The 17,687-nt window shown below is 60.2% G+C and carries 15 protein-coding genes and 1 pseudogene; 1 reads left to right on the top strand and 15 read right to left on the bottom strand.

What is annotated here, in order from left to right; all coding sequences use genetic code 11:
- Positions 1–369: 369 nt before the first annotated feature.
- From RYA97_RS10930 to RYA97_RS10890, 9 genes are all read right to left on the bottom strand, one after another.
- Entirely contained in the window at positions 370–1,770 is a 1,401-nt protein-coding gene (locus RYA97_RS10930; protein WP_004665253.1) for an LLM class flavin-dependent oxidoreductase, read from the bottom strand.
- A 4-nt stretch (positions 1,771–1,774) separates the two neighbouring features.
- Positions 1,775–2,215: an acyl-CoA dehydrogenase family protein gene (locus RYA97_RS10925; protein WP_005733099.1), complete on the bottom strand. Its 441-nt coding sequence runs from the start codon at positions 2,213–2,215 to the stop codon at positions 1,775–1,777.
- 15 nt (positions 2,216–2,230) lie between these two features.
- Entirely contained in the window at positions 2,231–3,445 is a 1,215-nt protein-coding gene (locus tag RYA97_RS10920; RefSeq protein ID WP_162882921.1) for an SfnB family sulfur acquisition oxidoreductase, read from the bottom strand.
- A gap of 184 nt (positions 3,446–3,629) precedes the next feature.
- A complete protein-coding gene (locus RYA97_RS10915) occupies positions 3,630–4,409 on the bottom strand; it encodes an ABC transporter ATP-binding protein (protein ID WP_316892262.1) in 780 nt (259 codons plus the stop codon).
- A gap of 5 nt (positions 4,410–4,414) precedes the next feature.
- A complete protein-coding gene (locus RYA97_RS10910; RefSeq protein WP_005756204.1) occupies positions 4,415–5,746 on the bottom strand; it encodes an ABC transporter substrate-binding protein in 1,332 nt (443 codons plus the stop codon).
- 47 nt (positions 5,747–5,793) lie between these two features.
- Entirely contained in the window at positions 5,794–6,861 is a 1,068-nt protein-coding gene (locus RYA97_RS10905) for a branched-chain amino acid ABC transporter permease (protein ID WP_004665249.1), read from the bottom strand.
- Between the two features lie 21 nt (positions 6,862–6,882).
- A complete protein-coding gene (locus tag RYA97_RS10900; protein ID WP_005733105.1) occupies positions 6,883–7,764 on the bottom strand; it encodes a branched-chain amino acid ABC transporter permease in 882 nt (293 codons plus the stop codon).
- Positions 7,765–7,767: 3 nt separating this feature from the next.
- A complete protein-coding gene (locus RYA97_RS10895) occupies positions 7,768–8,562 on the bottom strand; it encodes an ABC transporter ATP-binding protein (protein WP_029240831.1) in 795 nt (264 codons plus the stop codon).
- Positions 8,563–8,567: 5 nt separating this feature from the next.
- On the bottom strand, positions 8,568–9,668 hold the full coding sequence (locus tag RYA97_RS10890) for an AMP-binding protein (protein WP_005746450.1): 1,101 nt from the start codon (positions 9,666–9,668) through the stop codon (positions 8,568–8,570).
- 280 nt (positions 9,669–9,948) lie between these two features.
- Between RYA97_RS10890 and RYA97_RS10885 the strand changes: the two genes are divergently transcribed.
- On the top strand, positions 9,949–11,187 hold the full coding sequence (locus RYA97_RS10885) for an acyl-CoA dehydrogenase family protein (RefSeq protein WP_005746449.1): 1,239 nt from the start codon (positions 9,949–9,951) through the stop codon (positions 11,185–11,187).
- 9 nt (positions 11,188–11,196) lie between these two features.
- On the opposite strand, the gene RYA97_RS10880 is transcribed toward RYA97_RS10885, so the two are convergent.
- From RYA97_RS10880 to RYA97_RS26495, 6 genes and pseudogenes are all read right to left on the bottom strand, one after another.
- On the bottom strand, positions 11,197–12,183 hold the full coding sequence (locus RYA97_RS10880; protein ID WP_316892260.1) for an ABC transporter permease: 987 nt from the start codon (positions 12,181–12,183) through the stop codon (positions 11,197–11,199).
- Complete coding sequence (locus tag RYA97_RS10875) at positions 12,180–13,184, bottom strand: ABC transporter permease (RefSeq protein WP_044323252.1); 1,005 nt, start codon at positions 13,182–13,184, stop codon at positions 12,180–12,182. Before RYA97_RS10875 ends, RYA97_RS10880 begins: the two co-directional genes overlap by 4 nt.
- On the bottom strand, positions 13,171–14,742 hold the full coding sequence (locus tag RYA97_RS10870) for a sugar ABC transporter ATP-binding protein (RefSeq protein ID WP_316892259.1): 1,572 nt from the start codon (positions 14,740–14,742) through the stop codon (positions 13,171–13,173). The genes RYA97_RS10875 and RYA97_RS10870 overlap by 14 nt, the downstream gene beginning before the upstream one ends.
- A 15-nt stretch (positions 14,743–14,757) precedes the next feature.
- The gene (locus RYA97_RS10865; RefSeq protein ID WP_005746445.1) at positions 14,758–15,762 is read right to left on the bottom strand and encodes a sugar ABC transporter substrate-binding protein; all 1,005 of its coding nucleotides are present in this window, start codon (positions 15,760–15,762) and stop codon (positions 14,758–14,760) included.
- A 216-nt stretch (positions 15,763–15,978) separates the two neighbouring features.
- Positions 15,979–17,148 (bottom strand): methyl-accepting chemotaxis protein, encoded by a 1,170-nt coding sequence (locus RYA97_RS10860; protein WP_371217801.1) that lies wholly within the window; start codon positions 17,146–17,148, stop codon positions 15,979–15,981.
- A pseudogene (locus RYA97_RS26495) lies at positions 17,131–17,556 on the bottom strand (MCP four helix bundle domain-containing protein); the annotation flags it as partial. The pseudogene RYA97_RS26495 and the gene RYA97_RS10860, both read right to left, overlap by 18 nt.
- Between the last annotated feature and the right edge of the window lie 131 nt (positions 17,557–17,687).

Here is a 17,687-nt window from a genome sequence, read left to right as displayed (position 1 = left end):
GTCCGCACGCTCCAGCGTGGGAATGCCGTTCGTGACGCTCCGCGTCACAGATCTGCGCCGCGCCGCAACCTCAAGACCGGACGCAGAGCGTCCAGAACGGCATGCGACGCAGAGCGACGCACGATAGTCGGGATTATCGTTCCGCACGCTCCAGCGTGGGAATGCCGTTCGTGATGCTCCGCGTCACAGATTTGCGCCGCGCCGCAACCTCAAGACCGGACGCAGAGCGTCCAGAACTGCATGCGACGCGGAGCGCCGCACGATAGTCGGGATTATCGTTCCGCACGCTCCAGCGTGGGAATGCCGTTCGTGACGCTCCGCGTCACAGATTTGCGCCGCGCCACCTGGGCAACGACAGTCGTCAAACGTTTAGGCACTCTCCGTTTGGCGAGCGCGATTTAGTGCAGCGAGGTCGCGAAAGGCAGCGCCCGGGTGCCCCGCTTCCAGGCGCGGTCCTTCGCCGAACAGCTTTTCGCGCAGGGTGCCTTTGGCATATTCGGTCTTGTAGACGCCGCGTTTCTGAAGTTCCGGCACCAGCAGGTCCACCGCATCGATGAACGTTTCATGGGTCAACGCGTAGGCCAGGTTGAAGCCGTCCACGTCGGTTTCTTCAACCCACTCCTGGAGCAGGTCGGCCACGGTTTCCGGGCTGCCGACAAACAGCGGGCCGAAACCGCCGATACCGACCCAGTCGGCCAGCGCCTGCGGCGTCCACACCGTATTCGGGTCAGCAGTGGAAAAGGTCTCGACTGCCGACTGAATGGCGTTGGTGTGTACATGCCGAAGCGGCTCATCAGGCTTGAACTGGCTGAAGTCGATGCCGGTCCAGCCGGAAATCAACGCCATCGCGCCTTCATAACTGACCCAGCTTTTGTATTCTTCAAACTTGGCCTTGGCCTTGGCGTCCGTTTCACCAAGGATCACCGTCTGCAAGTTGAAAATCAGCACACTGGAGGGGTCACGACCGGCCTCGGCGGTGCGGCGACGGATATCGGCCACGGTCTTTTTCAGTAGAACCTTGGAGGGTGCGGCCACAAAAACGCATTCGGCGTGCTCGGCGGCGAACTGCTTGCCGCGGCTTGAAGCCCCAGCCTGATAGAGCACCGGCGTACGTTGCGGCGAGGGCTCGCACAGGTGGATACCCGGCACCTGGAAGTGTTTGCCAACATGACGAATCTCGTGGATCTTACCGGGGTCACTGAATACCCGACGCTCGCGATCACGCAGAATCGCGCCCTCCTCCCAACTGCCTTCCCAGAGTTTGTAACAAACCTCCAGATACTCCTCGGCATAGTCATAGCGCGCATCGTGCTCGGTAAGGGTTTTCTGCCCCAGGTTCTTCGCGCCGCTCTCCAGATACGACGTGACAATATTCCAGCCTGCGCGGCCCTTGGTCAGGTGATCGAGCGTCGACAGACGTCGGGCAAACGGATAAGGATGTTCGAACGACAGTGACGCGGTCAGGCCGAAGCCCAAATGTTCGGTCACCAGCGCCATGGGCGGGATGAGCTGCAACGGGTCGTTGACCGGCACCTGCGTGGCCTGGCGAATGGCCGCCTCACCGTTACCGCGATAAACATCGTAAATGCCCAGCACGTCGGCAATGAACAACCCATCGAACTTGCCGCGCTCAAGAATTCTGGCCAGATCGGTCCAGTATTCCAGGTCCTTGTATTGCCAGGAGCGATCACGAGGATGAGCCCAGAGGCCAGGCGATTGATGACCGACGCAGTTCATGTCGAACGCATTGAGGCGAATCTGACGAGACATACACTTACTCCTGAAGCTGCGGCGGAACCACGCCATTGAGGCGTTGATTGCCGATAACCTGATAGTGCCAGCGCAGCGGTTCACGACCGGTCGGGGCAGGCAATGACGAACGTTGGCCGGTCAATTCGTACTGAATATTGCCCACCGCCTGCAATGCATCGGCACTGGCGATGACCGCCTCGCTGCTGGCGACAAGGCGCTGCTCGGGCGAGCCATCCAGCCTCCGGGCACGCTCCAGCAGCGCGGCGGCAACCTCCAGACGAATCTGCAGATCTCCGACTTTGCTGATCACATAGGGGTCATCGACAATGCGCTGTAGGTCACTGAGCGGCCATGGCTGAGCGTGCTCACGCAGGTAATCGAGGGTGTCTTGCAAGCCTTCGCGCGCCTGACCAAGGTCTTCAGCGGCGACCTTCAGTTGTGCGGTAATAGCGGGATGCGTCATGGGCGTACTCCTTGATCAGTTCCAGGCATGGCGTGGCGGTGCAATGCCGTTGAGCACCTGATTACCGATCAGGTGATATTTCCAGCGTGCCGGGTCATGCAGGGTGTGGGTGCGCGCATTGCGCCAGTAACGGTCCAGATTGAGTTTGCCCAGCACCGAACGGGTGCCAGCCAGTTCGAACAGCTGGCTGCTGGCGAGCAAGGCAATCTGTGCCGACAGCACCTTGGCCTGCGCGACGATCACCGATGCTTGCGCGACGCTGGCCTCACTGGGTTCGGCCAACGCATGGTCAATGGCTTGGCCGGCCTTGGCGAGAATCGCGTCGGTGCCATGCAGCCGCCACTGCAAGTCGCCGATGGTGGCGATGCTGAACGGGTCCTGCCAGCCGAAATCCTGCTTGCTGTCGATCCATGGCCGCGCCAGTCGTGCGTGCTTGAGGGTTTCCTCGAAGGCGCCGTGGGCGATGCCGGTGTCCACCGCCGCCTGAATGATCTGCGAAATCGGCCCGTCGGCAGTCGGCTCATCGAATGCCCGGTGCGCAGGGATCACCGCGCTCGACGGCACGCGGACAGCGTTCAGGACTGCCCCGCCGCTGGCGGTGGTGCGCTGGCCGAAACCGTCCCAGTTGTCGATGATCGTCAGGCCCGGATTGTCGCGCTCGACGAACGCGATAAAGGCCTGATTCTTCTCGTTGACCCCCGCCACTGGCACGATGTGCGCGAATAGCGCGCCGGTGCAGTAAAACTTTTCACCGTCCAGCACCGCGTGCTCGCCATCGAAGCGGATACGGGTCTGGAAGGCTCCGGCGTTCTTGCTTTTCGACTCGGAGAACGCATTGCCGAAGCGGTAACCGGCCAGTGCCTTGCCGAAATAGTGGCGCTTCTGCTCCTCGGTACCGGTCTGCAGCAGGATATCGAGCACGCCCAGATGGTTCTGCGGGATCTGCCCGAGCGAAGAATCGGCGGCAGAAATGATCTTGATCACTTGCGCAACAGTGACGTAGGAAACGCCTGCACCGCCATAGGCTTTGGGCACGGTAATGGCCCACAGTCCGCTGGCGGAAAACTCATCCAGCTCGGCGACCGGCAGACGGCGTTCGCGATCACGCAGCGACGCTTCCTCGGCAAACCGGTTGGCCAGTGCTGTGGCGACTTCGATGGCTTCGGCATCGGAAGCGATGACATGTGCTCTGGGCGGTGCTGCAGGTGGAATTGAGAGTGGGTTACTCATGGACTGGCTCCTGCTCGTTGGCGACAGGTTGAAAACACTCAACACGCTTGACCTTGAACAGTGCACAGCCCGTGCCGTAAATTATTTTTCTTTTAAAACAGTCGCTTGCATTAGATTTAAGATTCTCGGCGGTGCCCCGCAGAACAAAATGTCCGAACACTGTTGCTGGGCGAACAGCGGGGATTCACGCTTGAGTCGCTGTGCCCAGATAGAAGTTCTGGATATCGTCACTCCCGGCCAGTTCCTGCGCAGTCCCTGAGCCCACCACCCGGCCGTTCTCCAGCACATAACCGAAGTGCGCGTATTCCAGGGTCAGATTGATATTCTGCTCGGCCACCAGCAGGCTCAGCCCCGCCTCGCGATTGAGCCGCGCCAGCGTGTCAAAAATTTCCTCGACTACCTGCGGAGCCAGTCCCATGGAAGGCTCGTCGAGCAGCAGTAAACGAGGCTGGGACATCAATGCCCGGCCGATGGCGACCATCTGCTGTTCACCGCCCGAGGTATAGCCGGTCAGCCGTTTACGCAGCAGGCGCAGCCTGGGGAAGTAGCTGTAGACCCTCTCCAGCCTGGCCTTGATTTCGGCCTGTGATGGTCGCGACACAAAAGCGCCGATCAGCAGGTTCTGCTCGACACTCAAGTGGGTGAAGCAGTGTCGACCTTCCAGCACCTGCGCCAGACCGTTTTTGACCAGTGCCGAAGGATCGGAATGGGTGATTGGCAGGCCCTGGTAGTGAATCCGGCCACTGACCACCTCGCCCCGCTCGGCACTCACCAATCTGGAAATGGCCTTAAGCGTGGTGCTTTTGCCCGCACCATTGGCCCCCAGCAAGGCCACGATCTGGCCCTGCCGAACCTGCAGACTGATCCCGCGCAACGCGAGGATGGATTGCTCGTAGAACACCTCGACCTGCTCCACCGACAGAATGGTTTCGGCAGCGGGCGCAGCATGCGGGATCAGGCTCATCGGGTTTACTGCTCCTTGCTGCAATCGCGCGGGGTAATGCCTTTTTCCTTGGCGTACTGCGCAGCCGATGCCTCGATGATGGGCCGCAACAAGGCACGATCAGCCTGTATCCAGTCGCTGATCAGGTTCCAGCGCTGGCCGTCCCATTGCTGAAAGCGCACCGCACCACCGCCTTCGTGGTCAGCGCACGACAGCTTCAATGGCTGTACCAGCCCTTTGGCACCCAGCGCCTGCAAGCGTGCGTCGTCAAGGTTCAAATGCTCGAACCCCCAGCGCACCTGCTCGCCAGTCAGTGGCTTATTGCCGAATCGGGCCTGTGCAATGCGCAGCGCTTCGACATTGAGGATGCCGTTCACCACACCCAGGTTGTAATACACGGTGCCAAAACGTTTGGGGTCGGCCAGGTTGCCCTGCCCCTTGTCGAGCACCGCCGTCTTGATGCCTTGCAGTACCGGGAAGTCAGTGCCTGAGGGGTGCGTGGTGATTGAAATGAAGCCCTTGGCGGCTGCACCGGCGGGAATCACGTCCTCCTCGGAATTGCTCCAGATGTTGCCAATGATGTGATCCACCGGAAAGCCAACCTTCTGCGCCGACTTCAGCGCCACCGGATTCATCACCCCCCAACCACGCAGGATCACCCAGTCGGGCTTGAGGCGACGAATGTTCAGCCATTGCGATTGCTGTTCGTTACCGGGGTGCGGCACTTCCAGCGTGGTCAGCTCGAAGCCGTAATTTTTTGCCAGGGTTTCCAGTACACCATTGGTTTCCTTGCCATAAGGCGAGCCGTGATACAGCACCGCGATTTTCTTGCTCTTGAGCGACGCCAGGCCGCCTTCACGCTGACCGATGTAATTGACGATGGCCGACACTTCGGAGTACGGGTTCAACTGCAGCGGAAACACATAGGGAAAGACACTGCCGTCTGTGGAATCCGTGCGTCCGTGGTTGATGGTGATCAGCGGAAGTTTGTCGGCAGTAGAGCGCTCCAGCGTGGCGTAGGCGATGCCGACGGAAAGCGGATTGGTCGCCGCAGCCGGCGCACCGTTGAGCCCGCCCTTGAGACGCTCGTAGCACTCGACGCCCTTCTCCACCACGTATTCGGTTTCGCACTCCGACCAGGTCAACTTGACGCCATTGACCCCACCGTTGGCATTGACGTATTGCAGGTAGTCGATGAAACCACCGAAAAACCCGGTGCCGCCCGCAGCATAAGGGCCTACCCGGTAGCTCTGCAGCGGGAAATACTGCTCGTTGGCAGCCTGTGCCGTGGTAACCAGACCACACCCCAGCAGGGCCATACCGAGGGCCAGACGCAACAGGGATTTTCGGTGTTTCATAGGCGCATTCCTTGAGGTACACGAGGTTTTTGTGGGTGAGTAACCAGTCAATAGCGCAGCGGCCAGACGCGTGCGCGCTGACGAAAGCGCAGCCAGAGACGCGCCAGCCCTTCGGGCTCCTTGATCAGAAAAGCGATGATCAAGGCGCCGAAAAGCATTTTCTGAATGTTTTCCAGTTGCCCGGAGTCGATCAGGCCGACCGGCAACAAGGCGCTGAGGTTGCCGAGCAGAATCGGGAACAGCACGATGAACGCTGCGCCAAGGAAGTTGCCTTGCACACTGCCCAGCCCGCCGATAATGATGATGAACAGAATCTGGAATGACCGGTTCAGGTCAAAACCATGCGGCTCGACCGTGCCCAGATAAGCGAACGCCCACAGCGAGCCAGCGACACCCAGATAGAAACCGCTGATGGCGAATGCCAGAAGTTTGGCCTTGAACAGGCGAATGCCGATTACCGCAGCGGCGGTGTCCATATCGCGCACGGCCATCCAGTTGCGGCCCAGCTCCCCGCGAAGCAGATTTCTCGCCAGCCAGAAAAGCAGCACTACCAGCCCAAGCGTTAACAGGTAGCGGCCTTGCGGCGAGCTGAAATTCACCCCGGCGATGATCAGTGGCGGCGAGGTGATCACGCCCGAGGCATTGTCGTTGGTGAACCAGCTGAAGCGGGTCAACACCCACTCGACCACAAACTGTGCGGCGAGTGTCGAGACCAGCAGGTAGAAGCCCTTGATCCGCAGGCTCGGCAGCCCGAACAGCAACGCCACCAGCGCAGACACCAGCCCGCCCAGCGCAAAACCGAGCAGCAATGGCATGCCCGGCACCCGCAGTTGCAGGTTATAGGCAGCGAAAGCACCCACCGCCATGAACGCAGCCGAGCCCAGCGATAATTGCCCGGCGTAACCGGTCAACAGGTTCAGTCCCAGCCCCGCCAGCGACAGCACCAGAAACGGAATCAGGATCGCGCTGAACCAGTAATCGTTACCCAGCAACGGCACTGCGATAAAAGCGAATACCAACAGACTCCACAGCCCGATGCGGTCCTGGCGCAGACGAAACACCCGGCGTTCATCCGCGTAGCTACTCGCCAGTTGTCCGGTTTCTCGATAAAGCATGGCATTGATCCTTGATGAAAGTCAGACGCGCTCTATCGCCCGCTCGCCGAACAGGCCGGCAGGACGAACCAGCAGAAACAACAGCGCCAGCACATACGGCACCCAGTTTTCGATACCGCTGCCGATGATCGGCCCCAGGTAAATCTCGGCCAGCTTCTCGGCTGCGCCGATGATCAGACCGCCGACAATCGCGCCGCCAATCGAGGAAAAACCGCCAATGATCAACACCGGCAGCGCCTTAAGCACCACCAGTGACAGGGAAAACTGCACCCCCAGCCGCGCCCCCCAGAGCAGCCCGGCCACCAGTCCGACAAACCCGGCCACGGCCCAGACCACCGCCCAGATGCGTGGCAAACGGATACCCACGGCCAGCGAGGCCAATGGGTCGTCCGCCACTGCACGCAACGACAGACCGATACGAGTACGGTTGAACAGCAACGACAGGGCAATCACCAGCGCCGCAGCCGTGCCCGCCGCGAACAGGTCGAACTGCGAGAGCAACATGCCGCGAATTTCCAGTGGCTCGTCAGGGATGCCCAGCTCAAGGCCGTGAACCTGCGCCCCCCACAGCGCCTGGGCCAGTCCTTCGATCATGTACGACAGGCCAAGGGTGGCCATGAACAGAATGATCGGTGGACGATTGACCAGTGGGCGCAGAACCATTCTTTCGATCAACAGCGCCAGCACCACCATGCTGGCCAGCGTTGCCAGAAACGCCCAGAAAAATGGCACACCCCGCTCCAGCAGGCTGACAAACGTCAGCGCCGCGAACAGCACCATCGCGCCCTGAGCGAAGTTGAACACCCCCGACGCCTTGTAGATCAGCACAAACCCAATCGCCACCAGCGAGTACATGACACCTGCCAACAGCCCGCCGATCAGCACTTCAAAGAAGAATTCCATGGTTTATGGTTTCCCGACCGAAGACGAACGACGCGTGCCGAGATACGCAGCGATTACCTGAGGGTTGGCGCGAACCTGCGCGGGTGTGCCGTCCCCGATCTTGCGACCGTAATCCAGCACCACCACATGGTCGCTGAGGCCCATCACCACACCGATGTCGTGCTCGATCAGCACCACAGTGACGCCCAGCTCACGATTGATATCGCGGATGAACTGACTCATCTCGTGCTTCTCTTCGGCATTCATTCCGGCCATCGGCTCGTCCAGCAACAGCAGACGCGGTTCCGCCGCCAGGGCGCGGGCCAGTTCGACACGTTTTTGCAGGCCATAGGAAAGTTTGCCCACCAATGCATGGCGCCACGGGTGGATGCGCAGAAACTCAATCACCCGCTCGGCATGCCGGCGTTGTTCGTCGTCTTCGGCAGGTGCCCGGCCGATGCGCAGCATCTGCTCAAGCCAGGTACTGCGCCGTTTGAGATTGCGCCCGGTCAACACGTTGTCCAGCACACTCATGCCCTTGAACAAGGCGATATTCTGAAAAGTACGGGCGATACCGCCCTCGGCCGCCTGGTGCGGACGCATCCGGCGGCGCGTCTGGCCGGCATAAGTGATGGAGCCGCTTTGCGCCTGATACACGCCATTGATGACGTTGAGCAGCGAACTCTTGCCCGCACCATTGGGGCCTATCAATGCGCAGATCTCGCCTGTAGCCACCGAGAAACTGATTGAGGTAACAGCTTTAACCCCTTTGAAAGATAAGGAAATATCTTCAAGTTCCAATAGCGCCACAGGCGCCAGCGCATTCAAGACGGCACACCCAGTAGTGCTGGCGCATGCGGCATATCATCTGCCGGTTCTTGTGGCTGACTGGTTTGGCTCGCAGCCCCCAACCTGATTGGCCTGATACCCAGAGCCGTAAAAAACGCTTCGCTCTGTGGCGTCAGCGCATCGCCTGCCAGCAATGGTTTAGCCAGCCGACTCATGCCCAACACGTCCAGCAGCGGGCGGCGAATCAACCAATAACCCAGCCAGCGCCGCACGGCACCCGGAGCAGGAGCCATCGCCCATTGATAAAGCCGGTGGCTGATGCTGGCTGGTAGCGGCAAGCGCTCCCTGACCCAGAGTTCCAGACGTGCGTAGGACTCGCGAGTGCCCAGCACCAGGGTGGGCCCCAGTTCGCGACGGTCGTTGTCGCGAGTGCCAAGGGCCTCGGGAAAATTCAGGCAAAACCCGGCAACCAGCCAGGGTGCCAACAGATAGCGCGCCTGCCCGCTGGCGGCAAACACTCTGGCGGCCAATGCCTGATCCTGGCTGGAAAGCGCATGCCTTTGCGCCAATTGCCTTGCGTCCGAAAGCAGAACTGCATGACTCAACTGCAGGTCCGGCTGCCAGTCGACAGCGGGAAAGACAAAGGCCGCAGCCCGGCTCTGGCGCGGATCGGCAACGTCGCCAGCCGATCCGTTCAGCAGTCGGGCATAGTCGATCACCCCGCTGTCATCAGCCTCAGTCAGGCCGCGCTTGTCCAGCAACACGACGATGCCCGGTGAGGCGACGCGTACCTGGAGAAGCGCTTCCAGCCCGTCGACCACTGCAAACTCCGGGGACTGGCCTGCCAGCCATGCGCGGTTATCCAGCGCCGGGTCGAGCAGGCTGACGCTGCCCCCAAGCCAGTGCGCCGCCAGCGTCAACAACAACGCTTCGGCTCGCGCCTCGCTGATAATGAACAGCCTGTCGGCCGGGCCGAACCCGACGCCCTCCAAGGCAGCGGCCAAGCTTCTGACGTCAATGGCCAGCTCGCCCCAGCTACGTTTCTGCCAGATACCGAATTGCTTGTAACGCAAGGCCGTCTGTTCAGGGCGGCTTTGAGCCTGCTGTAGCAGCGCCTGGGGCAATGAGTCGCACATGTTGCGCTTCCGTCGATAAAGAATCGATGAAGCCATAGCAGCGAGCGTGCCAGTCTAACAACCTTATTAATATCAACAGGTTACAACGCCTGAATGAGTTTTATCACTGTGCGGTTTGCAGACAAGCTGTTGCGCGGCTGTTGCCCGGACAACAGATGAATCCGCCAATTAAAATAAAATCTATAAAAATCAGATAGTTATATTCAGGCATAAAGCATGCAGAGATCTGCACGAACCCACCCGGCCCATGTGCCGATCTCTTCGCGTTCAGGAGTACCGCATGACTCAATCAACCGGCTCAAACCCTCTCTCGCTGGGCACCGATTACGAAACCCTGGCCAACCGGTTCCGGCCGATCTTCCGCGAGATCGGCGCTGGCAACGTCGAACGCGAAAAAGCCCGCGCCCTGCCCTATGAACCGATTGCCTGGTTGAAGAAAGCCGGTTTCGGCGCTGTGCGGGTACCCGTCGAATACGGCGGTGCGGGTGCTTCGGTGAGCCAGCTGTTTCAACTGCTGATAGAACTGGCCGAAGCCGACTCGAACATTCCGCAAGCCTTGCGAGCGCATTTCGCCTTTGTCGAAGACCGTTTGAATGCACCACCCGGCGCCGACCGTGACACATGGTTTGCACGCTTCGTGGCTGGGGATCTGGTCGGCAACGGCTGGACCGAGGTAGGGGCAGTGAAAATCGGCGATGTGATAACCAAAGTCAGCCCTCAAGGCGATGGCTTCGTGCTTAACGGCACCAAGTTTTACAGCACCGGCAGCATTTTCGCCGACTGGATCGACGTCTACGCCCAGCGCGCCGACACTGGAGCCGATGTGATTGCGGTGGTGGATGCCAGGCACGCAGGCGTGCGGCACAGTGACGACTGGGACGGGTTTGGCCAGCGCACCACCGGCAGTGGCACCTCGGTGTACGACAATGTGCCGCTGCCTGCCACACATGTCATTCCGTTCGAGCAGCGTTTCAAATACCAGACGGCGTTCTATCAGCTGGTGCTGCTGGCGGTGCTGGCAGGTATTGGCCGAGCCGTCGAACGCGACATCGCGCATGAAGTGCGCGACCGCAAGCGCATCTTCAGCCACGGCAATGCGGGCAGCGTCAGCCAGGACTCACAGGTGCAGCAAGTGGTCGGGCAGATCTCCTCTCAGGTCTACGCCGCCGAAGCGGCCACCCTGCGTTCTGCCGAGCCTTTGCAACGCGCTTATGTGGCACGCTTCGGCAATAATCCACAGCAGGAAAAAGACGCCAACATTGCCGCGGAAATCGAGACGGCCAAGGCGCAGGTCATTGTGTCTGAACTGGTGCTGCGCGCTGCCACCGAGCTGTTCAATGCGCTGGGCGCGTCAGGCGTCAGCGTCAACAAGGCGCTGGATCGCCACTGGCGTAATGCTCGCACAGCGGCATCGCACAATCCGCTGATCTACAAGGCGCGCATTGTCGGTGACTGGCGCATCAATGGTACCGAGCCGCCTTTTGTCTGGCAGATCGGCAGCGGTACCGGCAAAGCCTGAGGCGTAAGGTTACGCCGCGTTACGCAACAGGTGGCGACTGGCAAAGCTGAACGCCAGCACCAGAAAGATCAGCACCCCGGTCGCCACCTGCTGCCAATAGAAGTTCCAGCCGATCAACAACAAACCATTGGCGATGACGTTGATGAACAGCACGCCCAATAACGTCCCGACAATGTTGGCACGCCCATGGCGACTCAGCGTCGTGCCGATGAACACCGCGCCAATGGCGTTGATCAGGTAGGCATTGCCCGACATCGGCACATAGGCGTTGACCGTGGAGCTGAGCAGGATACCGGCGACCGCGCAGGCCAGAGCGCTGGCGACAAACACCTGTACGGCAATGCGCCGGGTAGAAAGCCCCGAGTAATACGCCAACTGCGGCTGCGTCCCCAGCGCAAGCATTTCCCGCCCCAAACGACCACGCGCCAGCACCAGCCCGTAAAACCCTGCCAGTACCCCGACCACCACCAGAGGCACTGGCACGCCCAGAATCAGTACACCGCTGATGCCCGGCAACGCGCCCTGAGCGATGTAGATAGGTTGACCACCGTCGGATAACAGCTGCTGCACGCTGGTGCCGATAAACAAGGTGCCCAGCGTCGCCAGAAACGGCGAAATACGCAGCCCGGCGATCAGCGTCGCATTGAACGCGCCCGCCGCGCCGCCTGCCAACAAGGCCACCGCGATGGCCGCACCCAGACCGTGGCCGCCATTGAGCGTGACGACAAAGCCGAGGCTGGCAAAGTCCAGCGCTGTTCCCACCGACAGATCGATGCCGCCGGCAGCAACTGCCCAGGTCATACCGACGGCCACAATGGCCAGCAACACAAAATTATTCAGCACCAGGCTCGACAGGTTGCCCCAGCTCAGAAATCCCGGTGCATTGATGGCGAAAAACAGCAGGATGATCAGCACCAACAGCGGCAGGACCGCAGGCAAAAGGCGCGGCAGGAATTTCACCAGTGTTGAAGAAGTGTTCAGGGTCAGCGTATTCATTGTTCACCCTCCCGGCGGCCCAGCGCCCCGGAAAATGCCACCACCAGCAGGATCAGCACGCCTTGAACGCCATTGACCCAGAAATTGGAGATGTTCAGCAATTGAAAGCCATTGATCAGAAAACCCAGCAGCAACGTCGCCAGCAAGGTGCCAGGAATGTTGGCGGTCAGGCGCCGCGAGAACACCACACCGAGAAAGGCAATCGCCACCACTGACAGCAGCATGTCGCCGGAGCCGGTGGTGCTGCCACTGAAAAATGCAGCAGAGCAGAACGCCGCAATGGCGGCGCAGCCACCGGCAATCAGGTAGCTGGCGAACACATGGCCCTGCAGATTCAGGCCGGCAGCAGTTGCCGCTTGCGGGTATTCACCGATGGCATACAGGCGCAGGCCAAACGCGCTGTGCTGAATCAGCAGCCACAACAGCGCTGCAACACTCAGCAACACCCACGCCAGCGCCGGAATGCCCAGCCAGACGCCGGAAGCCAGACTGTCCAGCAGCGCGGAATCGGTAGCCAGTACGGTGTTCTGGGTCAGCACCAGCTCCAGACCTGCAATCAAATTCATGCTCGCAAGTGTCGCCAGCAACGGCGGCAAGCGTAAAAACACCACTGCCAGACCATTGAGCGCGCCAACCAGCAGACCACAGGCGAGCGTCAAACCAATCGCTTGCCAGGCTTCGAAACCGGCGTTGTTCAGACTGCTGTAAACGGCTGCGCACAGACCGAGATTGGCCGCCAGCGAGAGGTCCAGCCCGCCGCTGACAACGTTGGAGCCACCGCCGATGACCACACATGTCAGGCCCAGCGCCAATATGCCCAGCACGGCTGACTGGGCGAACACGTTGCTGATGTTACCGATGCTGAGAAAGTTGGGCGCGCTGACCGCAAAGCCCAGCAGTATCGCCAGAAATACCAGCAACGAACCGCGCTGTGCCAGCCGCACCAGCCAGCGTTGCGAGGGATCGCCGACCTGAATGACTGATGTTTCAAGCGTGGACATGGCGGGTCTCCTGGAGAGTATTTTTACCGTCATGACGGCTTTCGCTGGCACCGGTGGCGCAGGCCAGCAACTGGTCACTGTCGGTGCTCGACGAATCGAATTCGCCCGCAATACGCCCCCTGTGCAGCACCACAATGCGCTGGGTGATGCCGATCAGTTCCGGCAGGTCCGACGACAGCACCAGCACTGCTGCACCGCCTTCAGCCAGCCGGGCAATCAGCCGGTAGATTTCCACCTTGGCACCAATGTCGACACCCACACTGGGCTCATCCAGCAGGTACAACGTCGAGTGTCGACTCAGCCACTTGGCCAGGGCGACTTTTTGCTGGTTGCCACCGCTGAGCAATTGAACCGCCGCATCATGGCCTGAGGTCTTGATCGCCAGTTCACCGATCAGGCGCTGACTTTCCCTTGACTGCGCAGCACCGTCGAGCAATCCCCAGCGGCTGAAGCGCCCGAGGCTGGCCAGGGTAATGTTCTCCAGCACCGAAAGCGCTGGCGCTACGCCATGCGTGCGGCGCTCTTCGGGGACCAGCGCGATACCGTTGCGCACCGCATCACGAGGGGATTTCAGGCGCAACGGCTGACCATTCAACAGCACGTCGCCACGATCCGGCTTGAGCAGCCCGAACAGGCTCTTGAGCAGTTCCTTGGCACCCGAGCCGACCAGCCCGGTCAGGCCCACCACTTCGCCACTTCGCACGCTCAGGTCAACGCCGTTGTAAAAGCGCCCTGCCCCCAGCTCGTTCAATTGAAGCACTGGCGGGCCGGGCTGCGTCTGCGCCCGGAAATATTGCTCACCCACGTCACGATTGACCATCAGCCGGGCGATCTGCGCGGTGCTGACAAGCGCGGGATCAACCACCGCCACATCGCGTCCATTGCGCAGCACGGTGACCTGATCACACAACGATTCGATTTCCTGCAGGTAGTGGGAGATGTACACAATGGTCAGACCGTCATCGCGCAAGCGCCGGACAATCGCCAACAACCGGTCCACCTCCTGTTTGACCAGTGACACACTCGGCTCGTCGAAAACCAGCACCTGCGGCCTGGCCAGCAGTGCGCGAGTGATCTGCAATATCTGTCGCTGCGCGCTGTCCAGATCGCGTACCAGCGCCCCGCTTGGCAGGCGCATGGCAAAATAATCATCCAGCAACCGGGCCGCTTCGCGCTCCTGAGCGCGTCGATCGACGAACAGACCGCGCTTGATTTCCTGCCCGAAAAACAACGCCTCGCCGACGCTGAAGCTGCCCGGCAGCAAGCGCTCCTGATGAATGAAATGCACGCCCGCGGCTTCAATCTGGCGCGGAGTAAAGCTGTCGAACTGCTGGCCATGAATACTCAAGCTGCCCGCATCGGCGCGATGAATACCGGCGAGGACCTTGATCAGGGTTGACTTGCCTGCGCCGTTTTCGCCAACCAGCCCATGAATCGTTCCGGCCTCGACCCGCAGGTTGACCCCATCCAGTGCCTGAGTGGCACCAAAGCGCTTACTGATGCCCTGCAAGTGCAAGGCCGCCGTTGCCCTCGTAACGTCTGCAATCGCTGCTCTCATGGTCGATCTCCTGCGTCAGTTATCACCCCTGAGTTCTTGCACTTGGGGCAGGTTGGCGGCCGTGGTCAGCAGGGTCGGCACCTGAGTCTCTTTGGGCAGGTCGCGTTGCCCGGCCAGGTAGCGAGCGACGTTCTGCACCGCGGTCTTGCCGATCAGGGCCGGCTGCTGCGCAACCACCGCACCAATCGGCGAGTTCTCACGGCGCATCAGTTCAAGCACTTCCGGGGTGCCGTCGACACCATAGGTCTTGATTTCAGTTCTTCCGGCGTCGATCAGTGCCTTGCTGGCACCCAGCTGGGGAATGTCCCAGGCCGCCCAGATCGCCGAAACACTGCCTTTGGGGTACTTGTTAAGCAGTGCCGAGACTTGCGAGTAAGCGTCTTGAACCGTGTTGGGAATGACGTCACGCAACTCCGGCTCGATGATTTTCAGTTCCGGATGATCCTTGAGCGCCAACTTGAGCTGGTCGTAACGAATGGCACACACCGGCACACCATAAAAGCCGTTGAATACCAGCACGTTGCCCTTGCCACCCGCGTCTTTGATCAGTTGCCCGGCCAGTGCCTTGCCGGTGGCAATATTGTCCGAGGTGGTGTTGTTGAGGCTGTATTGCGAAGGTGCATCGATGGTGAATAGTGGAATCCCCGCCTTGCTGATGCGCTTGAGCCAGGGGTCGATAACGCTGAGTGTGCCCAGGGTCTGAATCACCGCGTCGGGTTTTTGCGTAACCACGGTCTGCAGTTGATTGACCAGGTTCTTGTCGTTGCGACCTGCATCAAGCGTTATAGGCGTGCCGCCCAGGCGCTTGACCTCATCCACCTGCGCCTGAAACGTCTTGATATCGAAGTAGTGACTGGTACCGGTCATGCTGATCGCGATGCGCTTGCCCGCCAGCGAAGGTACATCGCTGTCATCGGCATGTGCTGTCGCGACAAGGCTGGTGGCCAACACGGTCAGCGCCATGGCGCGCCCTATTGCACGCAGGCGGGTTGGCTTATAAATCGGGACGGCATCAGGCATTCGGGTGGCTCCGCTGGCTCAGGAAAACAATCCTGATCAGCAGTGCACAGGTCATGCCCAAAGCCCTGCGGTTACGCTGGCAACGGCGCAGAGCCTGGCTTGCAGGCTATTGCGCCGAATTGCGTCTAGGCTGATAGCTGACGCTTCAGGCCCAAGGCGGCGAACACATTGTCGATTCGCTGTTGTCCGGGCAACAGCAAGGTCATGCCTGACTGCTTAGCTAAGCTTGAACTGCCTCAGGGTGGTGGTCAGATCATTCGCCAGCTCGGCCAGCGACTGGCTGGCGCTGCCGGTCTGGCCGGTGCGCACTGCCGACTGCGCCGACAAGTCACGGATTCGTACCAGGTTGCGATCCACTTCGCGCGCGACCAGCGCCTGCTCCTCAGAAGCGCTGGCGATCACCGTATTTCGCTCATCGATGACCATGACCGAACTGGCGATACTGGCCAGCACGGCGTTGGCCGACTCGGCCTGCTGTTTGGTACGTTGGGCCTGCTCGGTACTGACTTCAAGCGCCACCAGCGTGCTTTTGGTGCCCTGCTGGATGTGCCCGATCATGGTCTCGATCTCACGGGTCGACTCGCTGGTGCGATGAGCCAGCGCGCGAACTTCGTCCGCAACTACGGCAAAACCCCGCCCGGCATCGCCAGCCCGTGCCGCCTCGATGGCGGCATTGAGGGCCAGCAGGTTAGTTTGCTCGGAGACTGCGCGAATAACATCCAGGACCTTGGTGATATCCAGCGTGCGGGTTGCCAGCGCCTGCGCCTCGACCGACGCGGTGCCGACATTGCGGGTCAGTTCAAGGATCGACTGAACGGTTTGATTGAGCTCTTCCTGACCTTCGCGGGCCGACACCGAAGAGGCTTTGGATTCTTCCGAGGTGGCCACCGCATTTCGCGCTACTTCGTCGACCGCCTGGCTCATCTCGGTAACGGCGGTGGCGGCCATTTCTATCTCGCTGTTCTGCACCACAAGGTCAGCGTTGCTGTTGACCATCAGCACACTCATTTGCTCTGTGGCCGAGGCCAATTGGTGAGCGGCATCGCCGACCTGGGTCAGGGTCTGGCTCAGATTGCCGCGCATGCGCTCCATCGATTGCAGCAAAAGGGCCGCTTCATCAGTGCCCTCACGGTTGATTGCGCTGGGGCGCAGGTCGCCCGCAGCAATGGTTTCCGAGCTGTGCAGCGCCTGACTGATCGGCACTGCCAGACTTTTGGTCAGGCGCCAGGCGAGCAATACGGTCAGCAACACCGTCAGAAACATAACCCCCTGAGTGACGATCAGGGCGTTTTCATAAACCGACGTCGCTGCAGCGCTGGATTCGGCTTCGGAGTCATCATTGATCTTTTCCAGCTTGCCAAGGGCGGCTTCGATACTTTCCGCCATGGCCTTCATCTCGCCCCAGACGAGCGCCCTTCCGGCCTCTGCCTGATTCTCGTTGATCAGTGTATAGACCTTTTCGCCACGCTCGATGTAGCCCTGATAAGTGCTCTTCAGACCCTCTACGAGCGCGCGCTCTTCATCATCGGTGATCAGCGGGTCGTAGGCCTCTACGGCCTTTTGAAAACCAGCCTTTCTTTCAAGGAACTCGTTGTGAGCCTGAGCTACCTGCGCAAGATCATGCGTGGCAAGCATTTTGGCCACGGTGGTGCGGGTTTTCTCGACCGCAAGGGCAATATCGTCACCCAGCGCAATCCCTGGAAGCGCGTCGTTTTCGATTTCAAGCGATTGCTCACGAATACCGTGCAATTGCTGAATGCTAAAAATACCAAGCCCGAACACCAGCACCACCATCAACGCAAAGCAGGCGGAGGTCCGCGCGGCTATTTTCAGCTGTCTCAGCATGTTCAATCCCCTTCCCGTGGCTGACGAATAAATTAGCACCGTCATTTCTATCGGCTGATCGAGAAAAAGAATGAAGAACG

The organism is Pseudomonas syringae group sp. 26L6, from assembly GCF_032587815.1.
In the GTDB taxonomy this organism is placed as follows: Bacteria; Pseudomonadota; Gammaproteobacteria; order Pseudomonadales; family Pseudomonadaceae; genus Aquipseudomonas; species Aquipseudomonas amygdali.
This window is presented reverse-complemented; position numbering and strand designations above follow the sequence as displayed.

Excerpts from the sequence above, each read along its gene's own strand:
- RYA97_RS10890 (WP_005746450.1), bottom strand. The coding sequence starts at position 9,668 with ATGTGCGACTCATTGCCCCAGGCGCTGCTACAGCAGGCTCAAAGCCGC.
- RYA97_RS10920 (WP_162882921.1), bottom strand. The coding sequence starts at position 3,445 with ATGAGTAACCCACTCTCAATTCCACCTGCAGCACCGCCCAGAGCACAT.
- RYA97_RS10880 (WP_316892260.1), bottom strand. The coding sequence starts at position 12,183 with ATGAATACGCTGACCCTGAACACTTCTTCAACACTGGTGAAATTCCTG.
- RYA97_RS10900 (WP_005733105.1), bottom strand. The coding sequence starts at position 7,764 with ATGGAATTCTTCTTTGAAGTGCTGATCGGCGGGCTGTTGGCAGGTGTC.
- RYA97_RS10930 (WP_004665253.1), bottom strand. The coding sequence starts at position 1,770 with ATGTCTCGTCAGATTCGCCTCAATGCGTTCGACATGAACTGCGTCGGT.
- RYA97_RS10870 (WP_316892259.1), bottom strand. The coding sequence starts at position 14,742 with ATGAGAGCAGCGATTGCAGACGTTACGAGGGCAACGGCGGCCTTGCAC.
- RYA97_RS10860 (WP_371217801.1), bottom strand. The coding sequence starts at position 17,148 with ATGGCGGAAAGTATCGAAGCCGCCCTTGGCAAGCTGGAAAAGATCAAT.
- RYA97_RS10885 (WP_005746449.1), top strand. The coding sequence starts at position 9,949 with ATGACTCAATCAACCGGCTCAAACCCTCTCTCGCTGGGCACCGATTAC.
- RYA97_RS10915 (WP_316892262.1), bottom strand. The coding sequence starts at position 4,409 with ATGAGCCTGATCCCGCATGCTGCGCCCGCTGCCGAAACCATTCTGTCG.
- RYA97_RS10875 (WP_044323252.1), bottom strand. The coding sequence starts at position 13,184 with ATGTCCACGCTTGAAACATCAGTCATTCAGGTCGGCGATCCCTCGCAA.
- RYA97_RS10905 (WP_004665249.1), bottom strand. The coding sequence starts at position 6,861 with ATGCTTTATCGAGAAACCGGACAACTGGCGAGTAGCTACGCGGATGAA.
- RYA97_RS10925 (WP_005733099.1), bottom strand. The coding sequence starts at position 2,215 with ATGACGCATCCCGCTATTACCGCACAACTGAAGGTCGCCGCTGAAGAC.
- RYA97_RS10910 (WP_005756204.1), bottom strand. The coding sequence starts at position 5,746 with ATGAAACACCGAAAATCCCTGTTGCGTCTGGCCCTCGGTATGGCCCTG.
- RYA97_RS10865 (WP_005746445.1), bottom strand. The coding sequence starts at position 15,762 with ATGCCTGATGCCGTCCCGATTTATAAGCCAACCCGCCTGCGTGCAATA.